The following is a 26,667-nucleotide window of genomic DNA, read 5'->3' as shown; positions in this document are numbered from 1 at the left end:
ATGTATCTGCTTGATTCTGCCATCGCTAAACAGATTGTGAGTCGCACGATGAAAATTATCGGCCACAATATCAATGTGATGAACGGTCAAGGGGTGATCCTAGGTTCAGGCGATCCTAAACGTATTGGTTCTACCCACGAAGGCGCCCTGCTGGCGATTGCCCAAAATCGCAATGTGGAGATAAGCCAAGAAGTGGCCTCAGGGCTACATGGCGTTAAGCCAGGCATCAATTTACCCTTGCATTATCAAGGACAAATCATAGGTGTTGTCGGCATTACTGGCGATCCGAGTCAGCTTTCCCATTACGGCGAGTTACTTAAAATGACCGCCGAAATAATTGTCGAACAAGCCAACCTGCAGGATAAATTGCAGTGGGAAAATCGCCAGCGGGAAGAGTTTATTCTGCAACTGATCAAAGCTGAAACCGATGATGCACAGTTGCACCGCTGGGCAAAACAGTTAGAAATTGATATCAGCCTGCCAAGAGTCGCGGCCATCATTGAGATCAGCGAGAAACACACCCAGAAACAACATTTAAAGACTAACACCAACTCATCGGCCTTATCCTTAGTAGAGGCATCCACTCAGTCCGTAGATGAACGCAGCCCCAGAGTCAGCGAAACCCTCAAGCAAGTGCTGCATCTATTGCAAAATCCGGATCGTGGTAACTTGATTGCCATGACCTCAATGTCGCAGTTAGTGATCCTAAAGCCCGCTTTTTTAGATGGAAAACAATGGGATCCTGAACTTGAAAACCAGCGTATCGATAAACTGTTGCAGCGCTTACCCGCCCAAATGGATTTAAACTTTAAGATTGCCCTAGGCCATTTCTTCCCCGAAAAAGGCGGGATAGCGCGCTCCTATCAAACGGCTCAAGAAACCTTAGCCCTAGGTAAGCAGCTCAATGCAGAAGGGAATAAATACCTGTTTGAAGATTATTCCCTACAAGTGTTACTTGCAGGGCTGAAACATGACTGGCGCGGTCAGGCGCTGGCAACGCCCTATCAGCAACTCGCCAAGGCGGATAAAAACGGCCAATTACGCAAAACCTTAGCCGCCTATATCACCCACTTTGGCGATGCACAGCAATGCGCGAATGCCCTGTTTATTCATCGCAATACACTGAGATATCGCCTTGATAAAATTCAGCAAATCACCCAAGCCGACATTCAATCCCTGCATGGATTATTGAGTTTATATCTTGGGCAACTGCTTGATACTTCGTCCCCCCCAAGGTAAAGGATGTTATTTCCTATGCCATTAAGTCAATAAAGCATGTATTAACAGATCGATTGAAAGATTTATACCGTATTGCCTTTCCTATAGTTTCTGATAACAGTTTTGCGTCGACATATCGAACGCTCGACCCTGTCCATTGAAAGGAATTGCAATGACACCATTCAAACTGACTTTACTCGCCAAAGCCTGCATCATCACAGGCGTAGTGCTAACTTCACCCACATTAGTCGCGGCCGAGAAAACCATTCCCGAGCTGGTTGATGCCGTTAATGGCACGCCCGATGCGGCAAGTCGCGAGGCGGGTAAAAAAGTGAAACTGCGTAATCACACTAAGGGATTTTGCATCTCAGGCAGTTTTAAACCGGATCCGCAATTACAACAAACACTGGCGATTCCGTTTTTTAATCAAGATGCCATTAAGGTCACTGCCCGTTTCTCCCTCGGCGGCACAAATCCACAGATCTCCGATAAAACCGCTGGGCGCTTTATGTCACTCAAAATTGACGGCGATAAAGAAAACCTTAACTTTGTCACCACTAACGTTCCCGTTTTCTTTGCCAAAAATCTCGAAGAGTTTTTTAACTTTCAGACCAAAGTGAAACAAGGCCCTGAAGGCAAACAGTGGCTTATTGATAATCAACCCAGCGCTAAAGCTTTTTTCGACTACGTTAAACAGTTGCCTCCCAGCCCAAGTTTTGCCAACAGCCGCTACTTCGGTGTAAATAGTTTCCTGTTCAGCACGCAAAAAAACAGTGTTCAACAAGGTGAAACGGTCGCGGGTAAATGGATTTTTGAACCTATCGCTGGTACTGCCGAGCTGTCAGCCAGTGAACTTGCCAATCTCAGTGATGATTTTTTAAAGGCGGAATTACTCGAGCGCATTAAAACCCAGCCAGCACAATGGAACCTCTATATTCAACTCGCCGAAATGGGTGATGAGATTAATGACCCAACCGTGATCTGGCCTGAAACTCGCCAGCGTTTACTGGTAGGCCAAGTGATGATTAACGGTGAGCGAGATAGCGATCCCCTAGTTCAACAGTGTGATAAAGGCATATTTAACCCACTGTTATTACCTAAGGGCATTACTGCATCTGCCGATCCGATACTCAATGCCCGCACCGCAGCCTATGTAGAATCTTTTATTCGTCGTCAATAAAGATGTCGAGTTAAGTCCCTCCTGTTTAGGATTGGCAAATAGCCCTATTTGCCAATCCTTATCGACAAGCGCCTCCCTACCGACAAAACGCCTCCCCTTACATTCGAATTCACCTAAGCATTTTTGTGCACGAGCACAAAAATGGCGACTTATAACGCGGTAATTCCGTGGATTTAGCCAAAGCTATTCGAGCATGGCTGCACAATAATAGGATGCTCGTAAAATAGGATAACCTTAAAAAGCAGCCCTCATTTGGACTCAGGCCCAAATAAGCACTGCGCCCTACAATATCAATCAAAAAACTCACTTAAGAGCTCACTTAAAAACTTCAGCCAAGAACTGAACGGGACATAATATGAACTTAGTGCTTATTCTCATCGGCGTGATTGCATTTATTGTTATCGCGACCTCAAAATTTAAACTCCACCCCTTTTTAACTTTAATTCTGGCCGCCTTTATCGCGGCCTTCGCCTATGGCTTACCGAGCGGAGAAATCGCTAAAACCATCACCACAGGTTTTGGCGGCATCTTAGGTTATATCGGTCTTGTGATCGTCTTGGGGACTATTATCGGGATCATTCTGGAAAAGAGCGGCGCCGCCATTACTATGGCAGATGTGGTGATCAAGGTATTAGGTAAACGCTTCCCGACACTAACCATGTCGATTATCGGCTACCTAGTGTCTATTCCAGTCTTTTGTGACTCGGGCTTTGTGATCTTAAACTCGCTAAAACAATCGATGGCCAACCGTATGAAGGTCTCTAGCGTCTCCATGAGCGTGGCCTTAGCCACGGGTCTGTATGCTACTCACACCTTTGTACCGCCAACGCCAGGTCCTATCGCCGCCGCAGGCAACTTAGGCTTAGAGTCCAACTTAGGTTTAGTGATCGGTGTGGGTCTCTTTGTAGCCGCCGTTGCGGCACTCGCGGGTATGTTATGGGCAAACCGCTTTGCCGATGTTGAGCCCGATGGTGAAGGCGCAGAAGAACTTAAAGCGCAGGCCAGTGACTATGAAACGCTGAAAAAAAGCTATGGCACGCTACCAAGTCCATTAAAAGCTTTCGCACCAATTTTTGTGCCTATCGTATTAATTTGTTTAGGTTCTATCGCTAACTTCCCTTCAGCGCCTTTGGGTAAAGAAGCTGTGTTTGATGCGCTCGTGTTCCTCGGTCAGCCCGTTAATGCCCTGATGATTGGCCTGTTTTTATCCCTGCTGCTGTTAAAGGGTGAGAATAAGATCAGCGAATTTAGCGAACGCATCAGCCAAGGGCTCGTCACTGCCGCGCCGATTATTTTAATCACAGGTGCAGGTGGTGCCTTTGGTGCGGTATTAAAAGCCACGCCTATCGGTGACTTTTTGGGCACATCACTGTCGGCACTGGGTATCGGTATCTTTATGCCATTTATCGTCGCTGCCGCGCTTAAGTCAGCGCAGGGTTCATCGACAGTCGCGTTAGTCGCAACCTCAGCACTGGTTGCGCCTATGCTTGGCGATATTGGTCTTGGTAGCGATATGGGACGAGTATTAACAGTAATGGCAATTGGCGCAGGTGCGATGACAGTTTCCCACGCCAATGACAGCTTCTTTTGGGTTGTCACCCAATTTAGCCGCATGAGCGTCAAACAAGCCTATAAAGCCCAAACTATGGCGACCCTAATCCAAGGTGTAACGTCCATGGTAACTGTGTATGTGCTAAGTCTAGTGTTGCTCTAATATTAATGAGTTCTTGATTCAATATTGTCCCTTGGGCACATACCGTGCCCAAGATATATCTCTGTTATACGCCCTAATAATTGCAACAGATTAATGTGCCAGTGATGGATATAAATGCCTTTATATCACCTCAGTTTTAGCACAGGGATGTTGTTGCGCCCAACGTAAGTGGCCTTGGGTTTAGTGTTCAACATTTAGCCCTGTTTTATCCCATTTAGCTGTAGGATTTTTAATGAAAATAGTTATCGCCCCCGACTCATTTAAAGAAAGCTTAAGCGCGCTCGAAGTGGCCAACGCCATAGAACAAGGCTTAAAACAAGTGATCCCCGACTGCGACATAGTCAAAATACCCGTTGCCGATGGTGGCGAAGGCACAGTGCAATCTATGGTGGACGCCACGGGCGGCAGTATTGTCAGCTTAGAAGTCATGGGGCCACTGGGACATAGAGTGCAAGCACACTATGGCATCCTTGGTGAAGGCATTCTTGGTGAAGGTATTCTCAGCGCTGCGATCAATACAAGTTCTGCTTCAGTTTCACGTGCAGATCCAACGAACAAATCGCCACATCGAGGCGCGATTGCCGTGATTGAAATGGCCTCAGCGTCTGGGCTACACCATGTGCCGAGGGAGCAACGTAACCCGCTGCTTACCACAAGTTATGGCACGGGCGAGCTAATTTGTGATGCGCTTAATCGGGGGATAAAGCACATCATTTTGGGGCTAGGCGGCAGTGCCACCAACGATGGCGGCGCGGGTATGGCCCAAGCGCTGGACATTTTATTGCTCGATAGCCAAGGGAAAACCTTGCCTTCTGGTGGCGCGGCGCTAGCGAACCTTGCCCAAATCGATATGACCAACGCCCATCCACTACTGAGCCAATGCACCTTCGAAGTCGCCTGTGATGTTGATAATCCGCTGTGCGGCGAGCGTGGTGCCTCGGCGATTTTTGGTCCACAAAAAGGCGCAACGCCTGCGATGGCTAAGCAGCTCGATACCGCGCTCGCCCATTATGCCGATGTGATTGCCCAAAGTGGCATGAGTGATCAGCGTGAACATGCGGGTGCAGGCGCGGCGGGCGGTATGGGCCTTGGCGTAATGGCATTTTTAAATGCCAAGCTTAAACCCGGTGTCGAGATTGTGATGCAAATAGTTGGCCTTGCGGACAAAATCCGTGGCGCCGATATAGTGATCACAGGTGAAGGCCGCATCGATGGTCAAACCGTGTTTGGTAAAACCCCAATGGGCGTGTTAAAGCAAGCCAAACTGCAGGGTATTCCGACTATCGGTATCGCGGGCTGCTTAGGTGACAATGCCAATGCCATATTGGATCACGGTATGGCGGCTATCTTCCCTATTATCCCGCACTTAAGTCCGCTCGATGATGTGCTGGCCAATGCCAAGCTAAACCTTAGTAATACCGCCCGAAATATCGGCGCGGTACTCATGTTAGGCCAGCGCTAATTTTTAGGGCTAACATGAATTTTAGGACTCATGCTCAGGCTTAATGAGCGGCTCGTCGAGTTAAACATAAAGGCGCCATAACGGCGCCTTTGCTTATTTAGGCCGCAACGCTTTGGCAACACAAAATTTTAGTGCTTGATGCCTAAAAGGCCTTGCAGTAAAGTGAGCTCCCTTTTTGGTATTCCGCTGATTGAACATTTTGAGAGTCACTGGTCCGTTATACTCTTCGAGCAAATTTGCGGTTTCACTATAAAAATTAATAGACGGCAAGCCCCATGACCCAAAAACTCCCTCGCCAAGCCACAGCATCCGAATCAAGTCTGCTGCGCATTTTTACTGCACCGGAAGATGCAAGCTCAACGCTGAGTATTATCGAGCAAAAGCTCTCCGAGGACTTAGCAGGCTTTTTGGGTGACAGTATCGCCGCGCTCGAAAAACCTTTGTCGGAAATTGAAACCGATTTTCAAGCCTTTGAGATCCCAACTCAGCCGCGTTTTGTTTCCGATTACACCGACGAAATTATGCAAAATCTGGTGGCGCATTCGGTACACACAGCGGCACCGAGTTTTATCGGCCACATGACGTCGGCACTGCCCTACTTTGTGTTGCCGCTGTCGAAAATGATGGTGGGACTCAATCAAAATCTGGTCAAAATCGAAACCTCAAAGGCATTCACGCCGCTTGAGCGCCAAGTGCTCGGGATGATGCACCATTTGATTTACGACCAAGATGCGGATTTTTATCAAAGCTGGATGCACAGCGCCAATCATTCCCTCGGCGCATTTTGCTCCGGCGGCACGGTTGCCAACATCACGGCCCTGTGGATTGCCCGCAATCAATTATTAAAAGCCGATGGCGAGTTTAAAGGCGTCAGCCGCGAAGGATTACTCAAAGCACTGCGCCACTACGGTTATGACGATTTAGCGATTTTAGTGTCGGAGCGCGGTCACTACTCGCTGGGCAAAGCCGTCGATCTGCTTGGCATTGGCCGCGACAATATCATCAGCATTCCCACGGGCAGCGATAACAAGGTCGATGTCGCGAAAATGCGCCAAGCCGCCCTCGAACTTGCCAATAAAAACATCAAAGTGTTGGCGATTGTTGGCGTAGCGGGCACCACAGAAACCGGTAATGTTGACCCACTGACAGAGTTAGCGGCGCTGGCCAAAGAGTTAAATTGCCATTTCCATGTGGATGCAGCGTGGGGCGGCGCGAGTTTATTATCCAATAAATACCGCCACTTACTCGCAGGTATCGAACTTGCCGACTCAGTGACTATCGATGCCCACAAACAGATGTACGTGCCTATGGGCGCAGGTATGGTGTTATTTAAAGACCCAGAGTTTGCCCACGCCATTGCCCATCACGCCGAATACATTCTGCGCCGCGGTTCAAAGGACTTAGGCAGCCAAACGCTGGAAGGTTCACGCCCAGGCATGGCGATGTTAGTGCACGCTTGCTTGCAGATCATCGGCCGCGATGGCTATGAAATCTTAATCAATAACAGCCTTGAAAAAGCGCGCTATTTTGCCGAACAAATCAAAGCCCATCAGGATTTTGAGCTGGTCACTGAACCAGAACTGTGTCTACTGACTTATCGTTACGTCCCCGCCAGTGTCCAAGCCGCCATGCAAGTGGCGATAGAACAAGGCGATAAGGTAAAGCTTGAGCGTTTTAATGAGTTGCTCGATGGCCTAACTCAATTTATTCAAAAACACCAACGCGAACAGGGTAAATCCTTTGTCTCCCGCACCCGCATCTCCCCTGCCCGCTATTTTAGACAAGCGACCGTGGTGTTTCGCGTAGTACTCGCAAATCCCCTCACCAGCCATGACATTCTCAATCAAGTGCTTATCGAGCAAGGTGAAATCGCCGCCCTAGACAACGAGTTCTTACCCGCACTCATGGCGATGGTGGCTGAATAGCGAGTTGTCTGGAGTTAGTTTTATACGAAGCTTAAATAAAGCGCTTTAATGTCAAACAGCCGCAAATAATTTGCGGCTGTTTTTATTTTCGGCACAAAACTGGTTGGGTATTACGTTAAATAACAAAGAGTAAGCGTCATTTCACCATGCCATAGTACGCCGAATTCAACTGCTTCCGTGACTCGCCGTGAAGCCATCCATGGCGGCTCTACGATGACATCCATGTCATCGAAGGTCACGTCCGCAATCGAATTCGGCTTGGTAAACTTCGGCGTAATCTGCGGCACGTGTATATGCAAATGCCGCGATCACATGGTCAATTATTCTCCTAGGGCTACCGCATGAGTGATTGTTTTTAGTACAAATCGAGGCATGTATGTCCAATACTTCATATTCCAGCCATACAATTGGTTATCGACTGAACTTAGTATGATTATGATTTGCACATATTTAGATTAAAAAACGTTCATGCGGTCGCTTTGATTATGCTCCACGTACAAGAGTGGCACTTCTTATATCAAGATGGATTAACTCTGAAAGAACGGCCATGAAAACTGTGGATGTCCTCACTCTTGTAAGCGCTCGTTTATTGTGAGGGTGTAAGGCGAAAGCAAATCGCCCGATTTTAAACTGGGCGATTTGATTGATGTGGGTCCCGAGCGCAGGTGGAGAACGGATTAAAATTTCAATGGATTAACGCTATGCTTTGGGTGACTGAAGCATAACGTAAGCCGTCCCAGCCACGATAGCGGCGACAATAGCGCTTTGTTATGTTTTTCAGAGGTTATCACTAAATTCATAGGTTCAGATAAGCCTCTGTTTTAGCTGAATCTAAATCTTGGAAAAAACCGCCTATTCCAGAAGGCGACCAGTATCCTTCACCAATAAATTCCCAATCAGTGATATCCCATTTGTAAACAAAATACGTGTAAGCACCATCGGTACGCTGACCAACTACAGCAACAGTCTTCTTCGAGTCAGAATATTTTCTCTCGATTTCATCGAATCCTTCCTGTGTGCCGGTGAACTCACGATACTCTGGTGCTTCAGCCATATTTTGCCTTGAAAACATAACGCCCAAACCTGCGGCTCGTTTACACGTCCGACTGCCTTTGCTTGTTAGATGCTTCTTGCTTAGCCAAAGAAACTAGATTCAATGTTTCGTGCCTATCAGTAACGCGAATGGGATAAGTATCATAAACATGTTTGATAAATGAATCCCAATACAGATCTTTCGTTTCGCTGATTACACTATCTATAATATCGCGATCTTCTTCGCTAAGCCCTTTTTTAAACTCGGCGTTACTTTTTATGGCGAAAAGAGTCTTTGAATCTCCATACATGGTTGATGTTGAAACAACATTAAATCTAGGATCTTTGAGCGCAGTATCAACTACAGCATCAACATATGGTCCGTAGTTATGGAAGTACCATTCGATTTTGGTTAGCTGTTTATTGTTTTTCTGGGCGGCCTTCCAGTCAGCCAAGTAAACAAGTTTAGTTACCCTAGCTTTAGATAATTCATCTTTGTGTGGGTATGTTGCACATACATAGGCAGTGACATCCTTAATTCTAGCCATTTTCTAAATCTCCATCTGGGTTCAGAATCTCATCTAGCTTTCCTTTATGAATGATATATTTGGCTATATCTCCATTCTCTTGAGAAATGAGCCTTTCAAGCCTTTCCCTGCTGAATTTATCAGGTTCCGTACTCTCTAAAACAATGACGGCCATTTTGGTTTTATCAGGAGCGCGAACAGCCATCGCAAAATAATTTCTTGTAGGCATATTTGTTCTAGAACTAGGTAACTTGGCACCATGTTGAGCTAATTCTTTTTCAAGTTGTTGATTATAGCTCTGTGTAGAAAAACCATGCTGTAATGATACATGTGCAACACCATTATTCAGCCATGCCGCCCCTACAACACCCTCATCATCTGGTATTCTAAGTCTCCCCCCAGACTCGAATCGAGATTGAGTTGCATGCCTAAAAATTCTCTGTAAGTGGTTGTCATTTGTATGCCTGTAGATGGTTACTCGGCACGTATTGTCATAGGCATCATCTGTAGACACAAAAATAGATTGGATAATATAACCAATCGCTTCATAGTACTGTCTTTGCGTTTCACCATGGTTGTTTTTTTCAGCTCTATATTTCGCTTCCAAAGCATCGAATTTATTGATTTTATGTTGGTTTCTAAACCCTCCAAAACCACCAACCAACCCAATCACTAAAGCTAATGCGGTATAAGGAACAGGTTTACTAAAAGAAAATGCATTATGTGATGTAACATCCCAAAATGAGGCTGTTGTTATGGGGTTTTGTTGATTACTTGGCAATGAGTTAAAACTAGAGATATAACCCTTTTCTCCTTGACTGTACCAGCCACTAAACCATAAAGAACAAACAGAGATCCCAATAACCCCTATGAGCTGAAACGTTGGGAAAGCGTAAGCTCTCAAAATATTCGACATCAATTACTCCGATATTGATTCTTCCTGTGCATCTAACGCTTCGTTAAGAGGCAAATAAGATATTGGCTAAAATAAGCGACGCAGAAGCACGAAGCAAACTGTTATTTGTCCTTTTAAACGACTTGTTGAACGAAGCCGCTTTGCGGCAGGAACAAGATAAAGCCATCCTTTTCCCCTCATCCTAAATACTTGCTAGACGCGCCCAGCTTCGGTCGCCAACCTAGGAGGTTCATCATGGACATTCACGAACAACAACGCTTTGATTTACTTTATTAACATCTTACCAACTTAACCTTGCAAGGCAAGCGGCCTGCGACTATTGATGCCTATAGCCGCGCCATACGCCGCATTGCGGCTTATTTTGATTGCTGCCCCGATACCCTGACTACCGATGATTTGAAGCACTATTTTGCCGATTTGATTGCCTCACACTCTTGGAGCACCGTCAAACTCGACCGCAACGGCTAGCAGTTTTTCTACTTTCATGTCCTCAACAAATCTTGGCAGTGGCTTAATATTGTTAAACAACAAGAGTGAGGACATCCACATATTTTTAAGGCTAGAAGTGAATTTATGCCCTGATGTGTCGACTTGAAAATGGAAATTGATAGTGTGAAAACTAGCTAAAAAGGTACACAGGAATTAACGAAATTAAGCACGCTCGTGGTAGTGGCGCGATGGCAATTTGCTCTGTCGGCTTTATGCGAGACAATAGTACACTTGCCTTAGTGGTCAATTTAACGAGACACCCATTGTTAAATTTCTAAAAGTGGTTGTAAGCATTACTCGGTTTGCTTTGCATGACTTGCAAACAACACAATAGCAGAAGGAGTTCACCTTCCCCTCGGAGTTGCCGCAGGGCGAATAGACAAATTGCGTGAGTCTTGCCATGGATGGCAAGCTAGCTTTCGCAGGTGCAGGGATGCATCCTTCGGAAGCGATAGCAAATTTGGCAATGAGCACAAGGGGCTTTCAACTCCGTTGGGACATCTTGGAGCATCCAAGGAGGATAGGACGAGCAGTCCTCCTTGGTCGGGTGTGGGGTGAAGCCCCACGACTTTGACTTTGCTTTTAAATAATTTAACGAAGAAAAACAATTTAAAGAGACACCCATTGTTAAATTTCTAAAAGTAAATAAATCGGGCCACCCAAGATAAAACAAGAACATAATGCACTTTCTGTTAGCATTCAAGTGACGAAAAGTCACTTAGCCGTTAAAAGGCTAGCGAAGTGGGATTACAAAGGATGATGACTGACTAAGTTGACCTATTTGGCTGAAAAAACGATATTTTTAGTAAAAAAAGCCCAACCCATTGTCTCGTTGGAGGTCTTGAAGGAACGAGCAATGAAACAGGCTTGAAATCAGCCAGCGTTAAGGTACCGGCAGCATTTAGCAAAGTGCCGTCGTCGCTTCTCTAAATGCTCGCAGTAATCGGTCAGTTCTTGCAGCGTCCCCACTGGACCATGAAATATCTTGCCAAACTCAGTGGTCAGTTTTAACCAGTTTTCATGGGATATATTTAATCTTGTCAGTAAGTTGGCGCTATTTCCACTTATTGCACCACGCTTGTCGTTGCGGATGATCCGCCCTGTATCTTCAACTAACTCAAGATAATCCTTGAGTGTAAACGCGATTCCATTAGGTTGGTTATCGCGTTCATTGCCAATGAAAGGCAATAGATTGTTAGGCTGTTCACCTTTCAATGCAGCCCGAATGCGTAGCTGAATGCTGGTATGGTCTGATTGTTCTGGCGTGTCAGCCATTTTGGCTCTGATGGGATTCAAATCAACATAGGTCATACAGGCTAAAACAGCAGCTTCATCAAGTAGAGCCTGTGACTTAAAGCGGCCTTCCCAGAAACGACCACTACAGTTATCTTCTTGATTTGCTTGTCTTGCTATCGGTTCGTTTAAGCAACGCATGAACCAACTGATATCACATAAACGGCTACGGTAAATTGCTATTGCATGCTTTAGCCTGAGGACTTGGTGAGGTTCAACCAACTCACCTTTAGCGAATTTTTGCGTTAATTCATCGCCTTTAAATAGCTTATGCCACTGCTCAAGCACTTCGCGATCAGTCCAACGATTAGCACGGTCGATATCCACCCGTAACACCACATGCAAATGATTCGACATCACCGCAAAGGCTGCGATATCAATAGCAAAAACCGCCTCAAGTTCAAATAGTAGCGATTCTACCCAAGCGCGGCGATGGTCATAGTTTTTACCCGAATAGGTATCATCACCGCATAAAAATGCACGCCGAACAACGCGACTACAACAGTGATAGAAGGGCGTGTCTTCAACACTAATCTGAGTTCTTCTAGGCCTCGGCATAGCAACTCCTCCACATAAACACTTTTACTGAGTCTAGTAGAGGAGCCTAAATAACGCGATTTGTAATGGGTGGCTAGATTTTATTATTAGGTGGCTAGATTTTATTCATGGTCTGGTTTTACTCAAGCACAGGACACCAGCGCGTTATGGGGTAAAAAATACGCTGAGGTGAAATCGAGTTTATTGGCTGCTGGCTGGGTATTAGCACCCGTAGCAGAAGATGAAACGCCAATGACAAAAGATTACCCTGAAATAACCTGTGGTAGTGGCGCGATGGCAATTTGCTCTGTCAGCTTTAAGCGAGACAAAACTACGCTTGCCTTAGTGGTTGAACCTATTGAAAATACACTGGTGGTGACGGGCGAGTACTAGTCCGGCTCATCCCGCTATCTGCATCACAATAGGCACCACAAATTCGCACATCAGTTCGCATAAAAGAATGTACGAGTTAAGACGTACTTTAACGATGGAGACAGTTATGCCTGACACAACAACCCATTCCCAATTAGGCCCAAATCCTAACGATAGAGAACCAATGAAAGGCTTCCCTCAGGTTGGCTTTCTTAAAAACTTTATTACTCGCGAGAACATTATCGTCGGCGATTATACCTACTATGACGATCCTGCGGGGCCTGAAAAATTCGAGTCGAATGTACTTTATCACTTTGACTTTGTTGGCGATAAACTGATTATTGGTAAATTCTGCGCTATTGCGAAAGACGTGAAATTCATTATGAATGGCGCCAATCATCAAGTGTCTGGCTTTTCGACTTATCCCTTTTATATCTTTGGTAATGGCTGGGAGAAAGCGGCGCCAAATCCCGAAGATTTACCTTTTAAGGGCGACACCTGTATCGGTAACGATGTGTGGATTGGTTATAACGCCACTATCATGCCTGGAGTAAAAATTGGCCACGGTGCCATTGTTGCCAGTCAATCCGTGGTGACAAGAGATGTGCCGCCCTACGCTGTGGTTGGCGGAAATCCTGCCACTGTCATCAAGCTCAGGTTCGAGCAAGATGTGATAGATGAGCTCGTTGCCATCGCTTGGTGGGATTGGCCGATAGAAAAAATCACTCAGCACCTACACGCCATCGCGGGCGCTGATCTGAGTCAATTAAAGCAGGCGACCTAAGATAAACGGGTCGCGAGCAAGATTGACGAAAAATCTCAAGCGATAGCAATAAGCAACAAACATTAAGAAACCACCATTAAGCGCAGAACAAAATCCAATATGCGCAATTTTGTACAAAAGCGCTGAGGATTTCTGGGTTACTATCAGGTACAACCCGCCCATTCATCTATTCAAGAAAGGAGGCTTAATGAATACAGAACATGCGGCCTACCAGATTGCCGATGAATTAGGTGGCCTCGAGTTACTCAATGCCCACTACCATAAACAAAACTTCAGTCGCCACACCCACGAAGGTTACACGGTCGGCGTGATTGAAACGGGGGCGCAGCGTTTTTATCGCACCGGTGGCAACCATGTGGCGCCAAAGCACAGCATCATTCTCGTCAATGCCGATGAAGTGCATAATGGCTGTAGCGCCACCGAGGGCGGTTGGTCCTATCGTGCCATGTATCCAGTACCCGCGCAGTTTACCAATATAAACAGTGAGCTAGCAAACAGCGGAGCGCCCTATTTCCCAGATCCCGTAGTGTACGATCCCGAATTAGCCGAACTGCTGCGCCTCACCTTTAATACCTTAGATACATCGGATAATCGCTTACTGCGTGAAAGCTTAGTCTATTCAAGCCTAATGCAGTTAATGGCGCGCCATGGCAAGCATCGCCCGAGCGACAACCTCGCCGCAATAGCTAAGCCTGCGTTAGCGCTGGTGAAATCCTTTATCGACGATCATCCTGCAGCCGATATTTCCCTTGAAGAACTGGCAACGCTTGCAGGATTAAGCCCCTATTATTTACTCAAGCAATTTCAGCGTTGTTACGGCTTGCCGCCCCACGCTTACCAAATTCAGGCCAGAGTGAGACTCGCTAAGGGGAAAATCAAGCAAGGCACACGGCTACTTGATGTCGCCCTCGATTGTGGTTTTCACGATCAAAGCCATTTGAATCGGCATTTTAAAAAGACCGTCGGCGTAACGCCGGGGCAATTTGCCAAAGAAATAGGCCGCAATATTATCCAAGCCTAAACAATCACTTTAGGTTAATCTGCCATGCTCATGCTTGCTTTCTATCCCTAATAACAGGCCGGCTAATAACAGGTCTGCCATGGCTAAACACAAGTCTCTAAGAAAGAGTCGTAACTGAGCGCTAATAACAGAGCAAGCAAACCTTATCCCAGCATTCATTATTTAACAGCGGCCCTAGTGTCGCCGCAATTTTTAGGAGCCAAAGTGACCACCGACAAGCTTATAGAACCCGATGTTTCTCCCGCGCATCCCACAAAAGCCAAGGCTTTTTTAAAAGGCACCTTGGCCATGATGCCGCTGACAATAGCAGTGGTTCCTTGGGGAATTTTAGCGGGCTCCTTCGCTATTGAGGTTGGGCTCACGCCCATTGAAAGCCAAGCCATGTCAGCCATTATCTTCGCGGGCGCGGCTCAGTTAGTGGCGCTCGGCATGGTCAAAGCTGGTATTGGTCTGTGGAGTATCTTAATTACGACGTTACTCATCACCTCACGCCATCTGTTATATGCAATGGCGATGCGCAGTCAAATCAGTCCGTTGCCGTTAAAGTGGCGCCTAACATTGGGCTTTTTGCTCACAGATGAACTGTTTGCCATCGCTAATCAAGGCAAGTTGCATAAGTTCGATCGCTGGTATGCCCTCGGCGGCGGCTTGAGTTTTTATATCGGTTGGAACCTAGCGACGCTACTTGGCATAGTCGCGGGCAATGCTATCGAGAACTTAGGTGAACTTGGGCTCGATTTCGCCATCGCCGCCACCTTTATCGCGCTGGTCGTGCCCACGGTAAAAAAGCCGTCGATTCTCGTCTGTGTATTAGTCTCGCTCACCCTTGCCGTGGTATGCGCCTTATTTGAAATTCAAGCTGGATTACTGATCGCCGCCATTGCCGGAATGACAACTGGCGTACTTTACGCCAAAGTGACCAAGGAAGCGGAACGCGCAGAACAATCCGCAACTGAGCTTGCAAGCACACAAACCCAAGCAGAAACGGGGACTAAGACAAATAGTGCATCAGGAGAAAAAGCATGATTTGGTTAATGATTTTCTCAATGGCGGCGGTTGTGTTTATCAGTCGTCATTTACTGCTCGAACCTAAATTACCGCTGCGATTAAGTAAGGGCACCCAAACTTTTTTAAGTTACTCAGCCCCTGCAGTATTGACCGCTATCTTCGCGCCCATAGTATCTGTGCAAGAAGGCCAGCTCGATCTCAGCTTAGACAACAGCTATCTCATCTGCGCCGTGGTCGCGACGATACTCACGCTCGTCACCCGTAATACCTTGCTGACCACAGTGTTGAGTATGGGACTGTTTTTCTTGATCCATTAAGTAAACAACATTAAGAAAACAAAGAGCCAGTGCCAAACAGCGGCACTGGCTCTTGCATCAAGCACTTATACAGCCTCTACCACACTTTTACCCAACCTCATCCCCTCAGATACTCGTATATCAGAAAATCACTTTCACATTATCTTCCACTGTCTTCATGTCCTATACCCTTATGACTGTATCTATTAGGGTATTGACCTCGGTTTAACTTTCGATATCGCACTCGATATAACTCTTTGCATAAATTATCCATTTAAAAGTTTTCATATAAAAGTCAGTTTAAATATTAAATACGCCATGCTATTAATATTAATTCACGCACAAAATTAAACTCATTAAAAATTAAAGTAAATACACTATATTATAAAGTTCAAAATACCGTTTAAAAATAAACCAATTAACACTTTTAACCTAAATTAAACACTATTTAAATTAATCTATTTTTACTTTGTTTAATAAAAATAAAAGTGCTAGTTTTTAGATGTGCCTAGCAGTAATGATTATTTATATGATTTAGGACTACATATAATTGCCATCGGCGCTCTCAATGAAAGGACGTATTTTATTAAAATAAAGGAACAATCATGAGAACAAAATCTAGCCTGAGTATATTAACTTTATCCTGTTTAACCGCACTTTGAACTGTTTCTTTGTTGGCCGAAGCAGCTATTCCGAATACTATTCCAAAACTGTCAATGGTAGAACACGCTGCCCCTGATCTTGATTCGCTTAAAAATGATGTGATTAACGACCCCTCGTTTATCAGCTCGTTATTCTCCTTGGGACACCATCTTGGATATGCATGGGCTGGCGGTACGGCATCCCAGTATGTTGGTGAAGATATCGAAGTCAGAAGAGAATCGAGCAACGAATACAGTCTTAAAGCCCGCTATAACGGCAATGATCCTTATGCAAGCGGCTACAGAGCGAATGAGCGTTTGAAGGTGAATTTACAAAATATCCATTTTGTAACTAATCCTCAAAACCTTCAGTTAGGTTCACCTCAAGTTTATGATCGTGAAGCTATTTATACAGCTCCCGTAGTGATTTACAACTGGGGTGATACCGAAGATACCGGTGTCGCCACCCTCAACTATGATTACACCACTAGCTGGGCCAAAACCGATAATTTCTCCTTCTCCGAGAAAATTGGCGTAACCAATAAATATGAAGTGGGTATTCCAGGAATAGGTGGAGCGAGTTCTGAAATCAGTGCCGAATTTTCCGCCAGCCAAGGCTGGAGTGAAACTGACGGTAAAAGTACAACAATTTCGAGTCAGGCACAGTACCGCGCAATTATGCCTCCTCGCAGCAAACGTTATATCTCAATCACTCTGTTTAAACAAAAAGCGGATGTTCCATACACCTCAAGTTTATATATGATGTACGATATAAAATATGAGAACTTCTTAAAATGGGGAGGTAATGCGCATATTAATCATCCGACAAATAGACCTAACTTCCCTTACACCTTTGGCGGAGCGAATGCGAATAACTTAAATGGGCCAGAAGCCTTAGTCGATCAATATCTTCATCAAGATATAAACGGTTATGGTGTATGGGATTGGCCTGCAGCGATTAGTTCGGCACAGTCAAAAAGTGGTTTTGAGTGGCAATTGGCGAATATTGTTAGACAACATGGCGCACCAATTAGCGGTAAATTTACCGCAATAGATTCGAGTCAATTTAATATCGATGCCAGTGAATCCTATCCGCTAACGGATGAAGATATTGCTAATCGTCCGAAAAGTGCTCAAAAATTAGGACTGAGTCGTAATATTCAAGTTGCCGTCGGAGAGATCCAAAACAATGATGAAGATGGTTTAATCAAAAAACTGCATATTTCGCAATCAAGCGAAGTCATGTTAAACAATTAAAAACGGTGGGTTTAGGCTCTCAATAATAGCTATGATACGATTATCAGAGAGATCTCGATACAACTAGCAAAATACTAGAATGTTACTAGCAAATTAGAAATGTAAGATAAGCCACTCATTCGAGTGGCTTATCTTTTACTTCGGCTCGCGCCTTCGATTGTTCATCCATCAGGCAAATATAATCTTCCAACTCTTGCCCTGGTGCTAGGTCAAAATGACGGTTCAGCCGTACAAGACCCGTGATGCGATCGACCCTAAAATTACGAAAGGCTGAACGTAGCTCACACCATGTCAGTAAGGTCCAAGTGCCACGCCAAAAATAGATGGCGAGCGGGCGCACTTCACGCTCGGTGACATCGAGTTTGACGTCTTGATAGAAGAGTTTGACGTATTCGCGGCGCTGAGCTGAGTTACGCAGCGGATCGAGGAATTGGAACTCATTGGAGTCGAGGTAAAAATCCGGTGAAAACATCAAGGATTGATAGGCTTGTAGTCGTTTTGGCAGTACGGCTTCGACTTTGATCATCGCCTGCCTCGCGGCGCTACCAAGCTCTTTGCCACCCCAAGTTTGCACCATACGCATGCCAACTTGAATCGCTTCGAGTTCGGCTTCGTTAAACATCAAGGGAGGAACATTCACCTCGTGGCGCAACAAATAGCCGACACCCGCCTCCCCTTCAATGGGAATGCCACTTAAACACAAATCCTGTACGTCACGGTAAATCGTGCGCGTGGACACCTCTAACCGTTCAGCCAACTCTTGGGCTGTGGTCAGGCGTTTATGTTTAAGAATTTGCACTATTTGAAATAGGCGGTCGGCGCGGCGCATTGACTCTGATTTAATCCTTTAGTTGCCTATCCGTTGATTAAGCATTGTGAGTTTACATAAATCACTGGCATATCCTGATACTCACTTGAGTGATAGTTTACGATTTAAATCATAAAATCCCGATATAAATCTCCACCTCAGTGGCGCTGAGATAGACTTCAAAATCAGTTTGATAACGGCGCTGATGTGGACAATCGTTAGCACTAAAATAGCCCCACACTTGTCCCCAAAGATCGATAACACATTGTGGCATGTCACCTTGACCGCTGAATTTAAGGTACTTACCGGCTTCAAGCTCAAGCGACACCCAGTGATTTGCCTCGACTGGGGTATCAATTGCCTTGCCCACCAGCACAGAAAACTCGCCATTCATGTCTGACTCATAGTCATAATACACGCCATACATGGGCGAATTGAGCATAGCGGTGAGCTGGGATGATTCAAAAAAGGCTTGCCATAAATTGCCAATTTTAGCGCTATCGGCGGACATTTCTGCCCGATTGTTCGTGCGGGTGCTCAGCCCAAGTAGCGGTCGAGCATCAATATAAACCACGTCCATCTTCGTTTCTTCCATAGAAATCTAAACCCATACTTTAGTAAATTGCGTGATTTTAGCGTCGTGCCTTAAGGCCACGACGCTAATACATTTATCACTCGAGACTACTTATCCTTAGACCACAGACCCACTTTGTTACCTTCGCTATCGGCAAATAAGGCGATATAACCACACTCGCCGTCTTTAATCGGTGTGACTGGCAGGATAATCGTCACCTCTGCTGCAATAAGTTTATCCACTAAAGGTTGCAATTGTGCGCTGAAATGCAGATACACAGTGCTGCCTTGCATTGACGGCTGGCTCATGCTGCATTTGACTAACCCTATGCTCGCCGCACTCGCATCTTCGGTGACTATGGTCGCATATTCCATATCTTCCATATCGTCACGTTTAAACTCAACCCCAAAATGCTGCTGATAAAATGCAACGGCACGGTTCATATCACTGACAGGAATTTCACCCCAAACTAACGGTGCAATAGATAACATTTTCACTTTCTCCTTGTTGAAAAATATCAATGATTCAAAACCTTATTTATAAAATTCAGGACTGAATCATTAACGGGCGACAACAAGAATAAAACAAGGCTACTGACAGCATGATGTCAGTAGCCTTTTAATAAAAGTGAATGTTGAGGGTTTTAGCTTAGGGTGTTACTTTGGCAAACTGGCTTGATGGGCCTGAATAAAATCTTCCATGGCTTTGCTCGCCCTCGCCTGAGCGCTGGCTAAGGTATCAGTATCGACCATAGTTTCGACCACTTCGTAGTAGCACTTAATTTTGGGCTCAGTGCCAGATGGTCTGACGATCACCCGAGCCCCGCCCGCTAAGCAGTAGGTTAATACATCGCTCGGTGGTAAATCGATTTTCTCAACATTTCCATCGGCAAAACGACGCTCAAGGGCTTTTAAATCATCGGTTGATAGCACGTCTTGCTCACCAATCTTCACAGGGGGATGTTCGCGTAAATAGGCGCCAATATTAGGCGTGTCAGGTTTAAGTGCAATGCTCACCTGCGCATTGAGATGGAAGCCATGCTCACGGTAAATTTGCTCGAGTCTGTCCCAAATCGTTTGCCCCTTCGCCACCAGCTCGGCAGTTAATTGGGCAAATGCCACCAGCGCCGACAAGCCATCTTTATCCCACACCATACTGCCAACTGTGTAGCCAAGGGCTTCCTCATAGGCAAACAGGAATTGATCCTCAGGGGACGTTTTCGCAATACCCACATTCATCAACCACTTAAAGCCAGTGAGCGTGGTAAAGCTTTGCGTGCCAAACCCTTGAGCAATCTTAGATAACAGGCTCGATGACACTATCGTTGTACCCGTAAGTCGTTGATTATCTTTAGCGTGAGATAACAAGTAATGCCCAAAGAGCACACCGACTTGATCGCCCGTCAGCATCTGATACTCGCCATCATCGCGACGCACTGCAACCGCAAAACGGTCGGCATCGGGATCGTTAGCACAGGCGAGCATAGCGCCGTGTTTTTTCGCCTCAGCAATCACTAAATCCATCGCGCCCTTTTCTTCCGGATTGGGGAAGTTTACCGTTGGGAAATCCCCATCGGGTTCACGCTGGGAGGCAACCGAATACACTTGGGTGAAACCCGCATCTTTCAATACGGTTTCAGCCATTTCAGCGCCCACGCCGTGCATGGCGGTATAGGCTAAACTGACCTTTTCTGGAGCCGTATGGTTTTGCAGCACCTCAGCCTGCTGCACGCCATGGCGATAGCTTTGGTAAAAATCGTCCTGCAACAGAATCAACTTACCCTGTTTTACCGCCTCATCATGCTCTAAAAACGGAATAGCTTGATTTGCGGCGCGCTCAATTTGCGCGGCAATGCCAGAATCGTGGGGTGGAATTATCTGCGCGCCATTCTCCCAATACACTTTATAACCATTGTATTGCGGCGGGTTGTGACTTGCGGTCACCACAATGCCTGCTGCCGCATTAAAATGTTTCACCCCAAAGGCCACCAGCGGCGTTGGCGCCACTTTAGACGTTAAGCGCACCTTAATGCCCATAGCGGTGAGCACGCTCGCCGCATCATGGGCAAAATTGAATGAGTCGTGGCGGCCATCATAACCAATCACCACGCCACGCTCGGCTGCATCTTTAATCTGATCAAGTAGATATGCACCAAGACCAGCAGAGGTTTGGCGGATCACCAAACGGTTCATCCCCATAGGCCCAGCACCGACGACACCGCGTAATCCTGCGGTGCCAAACTCCAAGCGACCCGCAAAGCGCGCTGCGAGTTCGGCATCATTGCCACTATCAATTAGGGTTTGTAACTGGGCTTGAGTGCGAGGGTCTGGATCATTTTCAAGCCAATGGTTTACCTGTAACTGCAGATGGGTACTCATATCACGCCTCATTGAAAATCATTTGCAATCACCTTAGGAAAAAGCACGTAGAAGAACAAGCTAATTTGCATTAATTTCAAAATGAGCCAAGGGTATTGCCATAAAAAACGCACTATCTAACAGGTAATGCCAGATAGTGCGTTGGTGTTAACCTTAAACAAACTTCAACATTAACGAGAGGGTAAAGTGCCATCAAATACACGCACTTTGATATTCTTTTTCAGGTTATCTTGGTCTTGTTGCCATTCTTGCCACTGGGTGAGACTGATGCTGAGTTGTAATGAAAAATCAGTAGAAATCCATTCTTTTTGCCCTTGGGCATATTTAGGTATTGGGACTATGTTGCTCGGCCCAACAAAGGATGCTGAACACATAAAGGTTTTGAAATACACTTGGTCAATCGATAAATCGAGGGCGCTGGGCGATGTTAAACATTGACCACTGCCCGGCTCTTGATACGAGGCAAATTGGTACATGATTGCCGGTGTATTATTAGTGCTATCTGGAACGGATGCGGTTTGATGGCAAGATAAACAGCTACTTAATGCGTTATCCGCGGGGCCATTTAAACGTCCGTTACACCCTAAGTGTCCCGCATTGGTGTGCTCATTCAAGCGACCAACCACCTCTTGAAATACCGCGCTATCCTTAAGCCCTGTGATTGGGTTTTGAGGGAATGCTGCCGCTCCTACTGTGGCTGGCGGCGTGTCATTTCCCCACATTAATCCCAGTGGAGAGATACGATCCCAAGGATTTTTCTCTTTCGCTTTAAACTGGCCATCGGCGACAAAAGTGCCATAGGCCCAGCCCACGGGCGAGCGACTGTCACGCACTGCGATATCAAACTGCAATAAGTACACATCGGCAACGGAGCGTGGGCATTGCTCTGTTTCCTGTTGGAAACTACAGGCACTGCCATCGGCGTTTTTACATTCGCAGAAATCACTGGCACTGATATTGGCTTGCCAAACGGGTACGTTTTCGAGGAAAGGATAGTTATTAGGCGTTGCGGTAGTGAACAGTAACTTGCCAATCACACTAGCTTCATTAAATGCAAAATTTTGCTGCGGCATTACAGGCGATGGCGCCCCAGTCCATACCTTGCCAATACTATTTGCCGCTTGCGGATTATAAAACCCCACCGCCCACATAGTGGTTTTCAAATCGCCTTGGCCTTTTATCGCCATAGTAACAGGGGCTTCGCGGGTCAAGCCGTGGATAAATTCCCGTCCACTCATGGGATCATAGGTTTGGTAGGGAATATGATACCAAGAGCGTACCTTGTTATTACACAGATCCCAGTCCTTACTGATATCACCTTTGTCGATATTTCCCTCTTGGATGTACTTCATCACAGCCCAAAGGTATTTCCACGCTTGGGTATTTTTATCACTTTCACTCAGATTTTTATCGAAGGGATTAAATTCAAGCCAAGGTGCAGCACTATCTGGTTTGGCACTCGCATAAGCATCACTGAGGCTAAAAATAGGCCCCTTCCAGCCCGAATAAGCTTGGTTGATAATGACTTGATTGTCCCACATGCCTGTTTTTGCAAAAGCAGGATCTTGAAAGTAACTTGGATAGGCTCCAGTACAGGTTGAATTTGCATTAGATGTAATGTTCGTCGATTGTTTATCTGCAGCTTTTACGTTGACAGTAGTGAACAAACAAACGTTGAGCAGAAGTATGGCGGCAATGTTAAGTTTCATAATATCGTCCTTGAAGAGTATGAGTCCTAAAAACTCCCTTTGTGAGCCTCGAAACCAGCGGCGACTCAAAGTAAGCATAGACTAATTTTTAGTATCCTCATTTTTTAACATCCGCTGTAAAGCATAACGATTCGGATAGTAAGAATATAAAAAAGGCCGTTTAGCATGGGCTAAACGGCCAAGAGATTCGTTATTGGACTCGCCACGAGTCACGCAAACTGTTTCCCTATTTATCGATTTCTTGGCCGCGCGTCTTCCATAGCGAATACAAGACACCTAAAACTAACAGACCAAAAGTCACCCCAAGAGACAGTGCGGTTGGAATAGTAAAATCCACGATTCCCTCGTGATTGAAATACACTAAACCCACCTTCACCCCAATAAATACTAATACCACTGACAGCGCATATTTTAGGTATTCAAAACGATGCACCATAGCCGCCAAGGCAAAATACAAGGCACGTAACCCCAGAATCGCGAAGATATTTGAGGTATAAACGATGAAAGGATCTTGGGTAATCGCAAAAATAGCTGGAATACTGTCGACAGCAAACACTAAATCTGCGGTTTCCACTAAGATCAACGCTAAAAATAACGGCGTTGCCCACCATCCTTTTGATAACTGATGATCTTCACCCCGTACCCAGAATTTTTCTTTATGTAGCGTTGGCGTAAAACGCATCTTAGTGCGTAACCATTTATAAAACTTATTATCTTGGATATCACCGTGCTCATCGTTTGAGAAGAGCATTTTCACGCCAGTGAAAATCAAGAAGAGTCCAAATAACACAAGTACACCTTGATACTGGGCAACAAGCACTGCACCAAGACCAATCATAATCGCGCGTAGCACTATTACGCCCATAATGCCCCAGAAGAGCACTCTGTGTTGGTATAAACGTGGGACACCTAAGCTACTGAAGATTAACGCGATAACAAATACGTTATCCATTGAAAGCGATTTTTCAATCAGATAACCCGTCAGGTATTCCATACCCGCGGTTGAGCCCTTGTACCACCAGAGCCAAGCCCCAAACAATAAGCCCATACAGATATAAAAAGCTGAAAGCTTTAAACTTTCGGCCACAGTAATTTCATGCTGCTCCTTGTGTAATACGCCAAGATCGAAGGCCAATAATGCCAGCACAAAACCGAAAAACATCAACCAAACCCAAAGCGGGTAACCCACAAATAGGGTGGTAAAAAACTCCATAAGTCTCCTTAAAAACCAACATAACGGTTGAGTAAAATCAGTACAATTGAGCAGATAGACATTAACTCATTGTAGAAATATAAACTGTGAAATCCTATATAAAAACGCAACCATCAAGATTAAAATTCATTTATAATCAATATGATTTCACTACTTGCTTACACTTATTCTTAGAATAAGATCACAGCTCAATCACAGTGCTTCCCTAAGCAAATCATCTAACCTATCTATTCGTCACACTCATTTAGAGGGCGGCCTCGTACGAGTACGAAGATGTTCTCAAATAGTACAAAATCGCCACACCGTCTATAGAAGGACGAACAACAGCGAAATCAAGGCTAAAGACGCTAACATAAAACTGCCACAGTTGAATTCTGGCCACTATGTAGCACTCATTTCTTAACTGAAAATGAATAAATTGAGCCACAGAGTCTGACTCAAAAGCAGGTTAAGCACAGTTTCAAACAATGGCGAAATGGTGAACTAAGCAAAATATTCATCAGTTTCAACCCCCTTGGCTGTTCCATATCATCCGAGTGTGATTAACTGCTGCAACAGCGCCGTATTTTAGCGATCAAAAGCGCCGCGATAATCACAAATAATGAAAAATAATTAATAAAATTCATTACGATAAAATGAATCATTAGCTGCTCGGCGCATAAAGTGCCAGCATTGGGAGTCTTAAGTGTCAACAAAACAACATCCGCCACACGCTATGCAAGGCCCACAGGGTTCGCCCCCGCCAGAAATGCTCTTTGGGCATCCTAAAGGCTTGTTTGTCTGCTTTTTTACCGAAATGTGGGAACGTTTCTCCTTCTACGGTATGAAAGCATTACTGTTTCTTTACCTGATTAAATATCATCTATTTACCGACGAATTTGGCTATAACGTCATTGGCGCTTACGGTGCCTTAGTGTACGCCATGCCCGTGGTAGGTGGTTTATTGGCCGACCGCTATATCGGCATGCGCAAAGCGGTAATCTTTGGCGGTATTTTATTAGTGCTCGGCCACTTAGGCATGGCCTTTGAAGGCCATCAAGCGGTTATCGTCGCCGGTGAAGTTCAGCGCGATGAGCAAGCACTGCAGGTGTTCTATTTATCCCTCGCCTTGATCATTGTCGGAGTGGGCTTTTTAAAACCCAATATTTCCACCATAGTCGGTCAGCTGTATCCCGAGTCATCTCCAAAGCGGGATTCAGGCTTTACCATTTTCTACGCTGGCATCAATTTAGGCGCCACCTTAGCACCGTTGATTTGTGCTTATTTAGGTGAAACCTATGGCTGGAAGTACGGCTTTGGTTTGGCCGGTTTAGGCATGTTAGCGGGTTTATTGGTATTTATTCGTGGCAAGAAACACCTGCAAGGCTTCGCTGAACCCAGAGATCCCGCAATAATTTTGAAGAAAACCGCCGGCATCACCACAGAGCAATGGATTTACTTAAGCGCCATCGGCAGCGTAGTACTGGTCTGGGGCTTAATTCAAACCCACTCCCTCGTACTTTCGATTAGCAGTTTATTACCCGCAGTGAGCCCAGTGATTTGGTTTTTGCACTCAGTATCACTAGTGCTCGCCCTCGGCATTGGCTGGTTTATGGTGAAACACTGCAACCCGATTGAACGTCAACAGATGTCGGCTTTGCTGCTTTTCATCGTCGCAGGTTTGATCTTTTTTGGCTTATATGAGCAAACCTATGGCTCTTGGGTAGCATTTTCGGACCGTGTGATGGACCGTAATATGCTCGGCCTCGAATGGAGTGCGGGACAGTTAACTTTCCTCGGCGCTTTCTTTGTGATCAGTTTATCACCCATCTTTGCTTGGCTCTGGCCTGCCCTCGCCCGCAAAAATTGCGACCCGAGTAAACCGGTTAAAACCGCACTCGGTATTTTGTTCGCGGGTTTATCCTTTATGGTACTTGTGCTCGGGATCCAGATGCCGCTAAGCAATGGCCTAGTGAGTATTTGGTTTTTAGTCGCGGCTTATTTTGTATTAGAAATCGGCGAGTTATTGCTGTCGCCCATAGGCTTATCTGCCGTGACTCAGCTTTCGGTAAAACGCGTGGTCAGTCTGATGATGGGTGCTTGGTTTCTCGGCACTTCATACTCTGAAATCTTAGCTGCCGAATTAAACAAGCTCGCCGCGATTGATACCCAAGGCGGCGTAATAAGTGACGTACCGAGTGCGATGGCGCTATATGAGCAACTGTTTATCTTCTCGGCGCAAATTGGTGTGGTAATGGCGTTAGTCTTCTTTGCCCTTGCGCCATTAATGAAAAAAATGATGCACGAGAACACAGCAACAAATTAAGTCAAAGA

The 26,667-nt window shown here is 45.7% G+C and carries 23 protein-coding genes; 13 read left to right on the top strand and 10 right to left on the bottom strand.

Annotation, left to right across the window (positions count from 1 at the left end):
* The 5 genes from AYJ58_RS10790 (at position 1) to panP (ending at position 7,499) form a co-directional block, all read left to right on the top strand.
* The gene (locus tag AYJ58_RS10790; protein WP_106650126.1) at positions 1–1,239 is read left to right on the top strand and encodes a sugar diacid recognition domain-containing protein; all 1,239 of its coding nucleotides are present in this window, start codon (positions 1–3) and stop codon (positions 1,237–1,239) included.
* Positions 1,240–1,390: 151 nt separating this feature from the next.
* Positions 1,391–2,398 carry a catalase family peroxidase gene (locus AYJ58_RS10785; protein ID WP_106650125.1) on the top strand — a complete coding sequence of 336 codons (1,008 nt, stop codon included), beginning with the start codon at positions 1,391–1,393 and terminating at the stop codon, positions 2,396–2,398.
* A 355-nt stretch (positions 2,399–2,753) separates the two neighbouring features.
* On the top strand, positions 2,754–4,112 hold the full coding sequence (locus AYJ58_RS10780; protein WP_106650124.1) for a GntP family permease: 1,359 nt from the start codon (positions 2,754–2,756) through the stop codon (positions 4,110–4,112).
* Between the two features lie 232 nt (positions 4,113–4,344).
* Positions 4,345–5,574, top strand: coding sequence for a glycerate kinase (locus tag AYJ58_RS10775; protein ID WP_106650123.1), 1,230 nt, complete (start codon positions 4,345–4,347; stop codon positions 5,572–5,574).
* A gap of 275 nt (positions 5,575–5,849) precedes the next feature.
* Positions 5,850–7,499 (top strand): pyridoxal-dependent aspartate 1-decarboxylase PanP, encoded by a 1,650-nt coding sequence (gene panP, locus AYJ58_RS10770; protein ID WP_106650122.1) that lies wholly within the window; start codon positions 5,850–5,852, stop codon positions 7,497–7,499.
* 796 nt (positions 7,500–8,295) lie between these two features.
* Here panP and AYJ58_RS10760 read toward each other — a convergent pair.
* From AYJ58_RS10760 to AYJ58_RS10750, 3 genes are read right to left on the bottom strand one after another with little or no spacing between them, the layout of a single operon-like run.
* On the bottom strand, positions 8,296–8,553 hold the full coding sequence (locus tag AYJ58_RS10760) for a hypothetical protein (protein ID WP_106650120.1): 258 nt from the start codon (positions 8,551–8,553) through the stop codon (positions 8,296–8,298).
* A gap of 40 nt (positions 8,554–8,593) precedes the next feature.
* Entirely contained in the window at positions 8,594–9,079 is a 486-nt protein-coding gene (locus tag AYJ58_RS10755; RefSeq protein ID WP_106650119.1) for a Panacea domain-containing protein, read from the bottom strand.
* A complete protein-coding gene (locus AYJ58_RS10750) occupies positions 9,072–9,974 on the bottom strand; it encodes a hypothetical protein (RefSeq protein ID WP_106650118.1) in 903 nt (300 codons plus the stop codon). Before AYJ58_RS10750 ends, AYJ58_RS10755 begins: the two co-directional genes overlap by 8 nt.
* A 294-nt stretch (positions 9,975–10,268) precedes the next feature.
* On the opposite strand from AYJ58_RS10750, the gene AYJ58_RS10745 reads away from it, so the two are divergent.
* The gene (locus tag AYJ58_RS10745) at positions 10,269–10,442 is read left to right on the top strand and encodes a phage integrase N-terminal SAM-like domain-containing protein (RefSeq protein ID WP_232790880.1); all 174 of its coding nucleotides are present in this window, start codon (positions 10,269–10,271) and stop codon (positions 10,440–10,442) included.
* An 894-nt stretch (positions 10,443–11,336) separates the two neighbouring features.
* On the opposite strand, the gene AYJ58_RS10740 is transcribed toward AYJ58_RS10745, so the two are convergent.
* Positions 11,337–12,314: a transposase gene (locus AYJ58_RS10740; RefSeq protein ID WP_106650117.1), complete on the bottom strand. Its 978-nt coding sequence runs from the start codon at positions 12,312–12,314 to the stop codon at positions 11,337–11,339.
* 90 nt (positions 12,315–12,404) lie between these two features.
* Here AYJ58_RS10740 and AYJ58_RS10735 point away from each other — a divergent pair, with 90 nt between their 5' ends.
* The 6 genes from AYJ58_RS10735 to AYJ58_RS10710 all read left to right on the top strand — a co-directional run bounded on the left by AYJ58_RS10735 (position 12,405) and on the right by AYJ58_RS10710 (position 17,672).
* Positions 12,405–12,686, top strand: coding sequence for a hypothetical protein (locus tag AYJ58_RS10735; protein WP_106650116.1), 282 nt, complete (start codon positions 12,405–12,407; stop codon positions 12,684–12,686).
* A 106-nt stretch (positions 12,687–12,792) separates the two neighbouring features.
* Positions 12,793–13,449 carry a Vat family streptogramin A O-acetyltransferase gene (locus tag AYJ58_RS10730; RefSeq protein ID WP_106650115.1) on the top strand — a complete coding sequence of 219 codons (657 nt, stop codon included), beginning with the start codon at positions 12,793–12,795 and terminating at the stop codon, positions 13,447–13,449.
* A gap of 187 nt (positions 13,450–13,636) precedes the next feature.
* Entirely contained in the window at positions 13,637–14,470 is an 834-nt protein-coding gene (locus AYJ58_RS10725) for a helix-turn-helix domain-containing protein (protein WP_106650114.1), read from the top strand.
* Positions 14,471–14,674: 204 nt separating this feature from the next.
* Positions 14,675–15,496, top strand: coding sequence for an AzlC family ABC transporter permease (locus AYJ58_RS10720; protein ID WP_106650113.1), 822 nt, complete (start codon positions 14,675–14,677; stop codon positions 15,494–15,496).
* Positions 15,493–15,795, top strand: a complete 303-nt coding sequence (locus tag AYJ58_RS10715; protein ID WP_106650112.1) for an AzlD domain-containing protein — start codon at positions 15,493–15,495, stop codon at positions 15,793–15,795. The genes AYJ58_RS10720 and AYJ58_RS10715 overlap by 4 nt, the downstream gene beginning before the upstream one ends.
* A gap of 650 nt (positions 15,796–16,445) precedes the next feature.
* Complete coding sequence (locus tag AYJ58_RS10710; protein ID WP_232790879.1) at positions 16,446–17,672, top strand: aerolysin family beta-barrel pore-forming toxin; 1,227 nt, start codon at positions 16,446–16,448, stop codon at positions 17,670–17,672.
* Positions 17,673–17,787: 115 nt separating this feature from the next.
* Here AYJ58_RS10710 and AYJ58_RS10705 read toward each other — a convergent pair whose 3' ends face one another.
* From AYJ58_RS10705 to AYJ58_RS10680, 6 genes are all read right to left on the bottom strand, one after another.
* Positions 17,788–18,501: a helix-turn-helix transcriptional regulator gene (locus AYJ58_RS10705; RefSeq protein ID WP_106650111.1), complete on the bottom strand. Its 714-nt coding sequence runs from the start codon at positions 18,499–18,501 to the stop codon at positions 17,788–17,790.
* 109 nt (positions 18,502–18,610) lie between these two features.
* Positions 18,611–19,060 (bottom strand): GyrI-like domain-containing protein, encoded by a 450-nt coding sequence (locus tag AYJ58_RS10700; RefSeq protein WP_106650110.1) that lies wholly within the window; start codon positions 19,058–19,060, stop codon positions 18,611–18,613.
* Between the two features lie 101 nt (positions 19,061–19,161).
* On the bottom strand, positions 19,162–19,545 hold the full coding sequence (locus AYJ58_RS10695) for a VOC family protein (protein WP_006081088.1): 384 nt from the start codon (positions 19,543–19,545) through the stop codon (positions 19,162–19,164).
* Positions 19,546–19,710: 165 nt separating this feature from the next.
* Positions 19,711–21,432: a phospho-sugar mutase gene (locus AYJ58_RS10690; RefSeq protein ID WP_106650109.1), complete on the bottom strand. Its 1,722-nt coding sequence runs from the start codon at positions 21,430–21,432 to the stop codon at positions 19,711–19,713.
* A 170-nt stretch (positions 21,433–21,602) separates the two neighbouring features.
* Complete coding sequence (locus tag AYJ58_RS10685) at positions 21,603–23,141, bottom strand: hypothetical protein (RefSeq protein ID WP_106650108.1); 1,539 nt, start codon at positions 23,139–23,141, stop codon at positions 21,603–21,605.
* 226 nt (positions 23,142–23,367) lie between these two features.
* Positions 23,368–24,354: a TerC family protein gene (locus AYJ58_RS10680; RefSeq protein ID WP_106650107.1), complete on the bottom strand. Its 987-nt coding sequence runs from the start codon at positions 24,352–24,354 to the stop codon at positions 23,368–23,370.
* Between the two features lie 685 nt (positions 24,355–25,039).
* Between AYJ58_RS10680 and AYJ58_RS10675 the strand changes: the two genes are divergently transcribed.
* Positions 25,040–26,659, top strand: a complete 1,620-nt coding sequence (locus tag AYJ58_RS10675) for a peptide MFS transporter (protein WP_106650106.1) — start codon at positions 25,040–25,042, stop codon at positions 26,657–26,659.
* The last annotated feature ends 8 nt before the right edge of the window (positions 26,660–26,667 follow it).

Origin of the sequence: Shewanella sp. Pdp11, from assembly GCF_002838165.1 — a bacterium.
Lineage (GTDB): Bacteria > Pseudomonadota > Gammaproteobacteria > Enterobacterales > Shewanellaceae > Shewanella > Shewanella hafniensis.
Note: the sequence above shows the minus strand (reverse complement) of the source record. Positions and strands in the feature narration are given on the sequence as shown.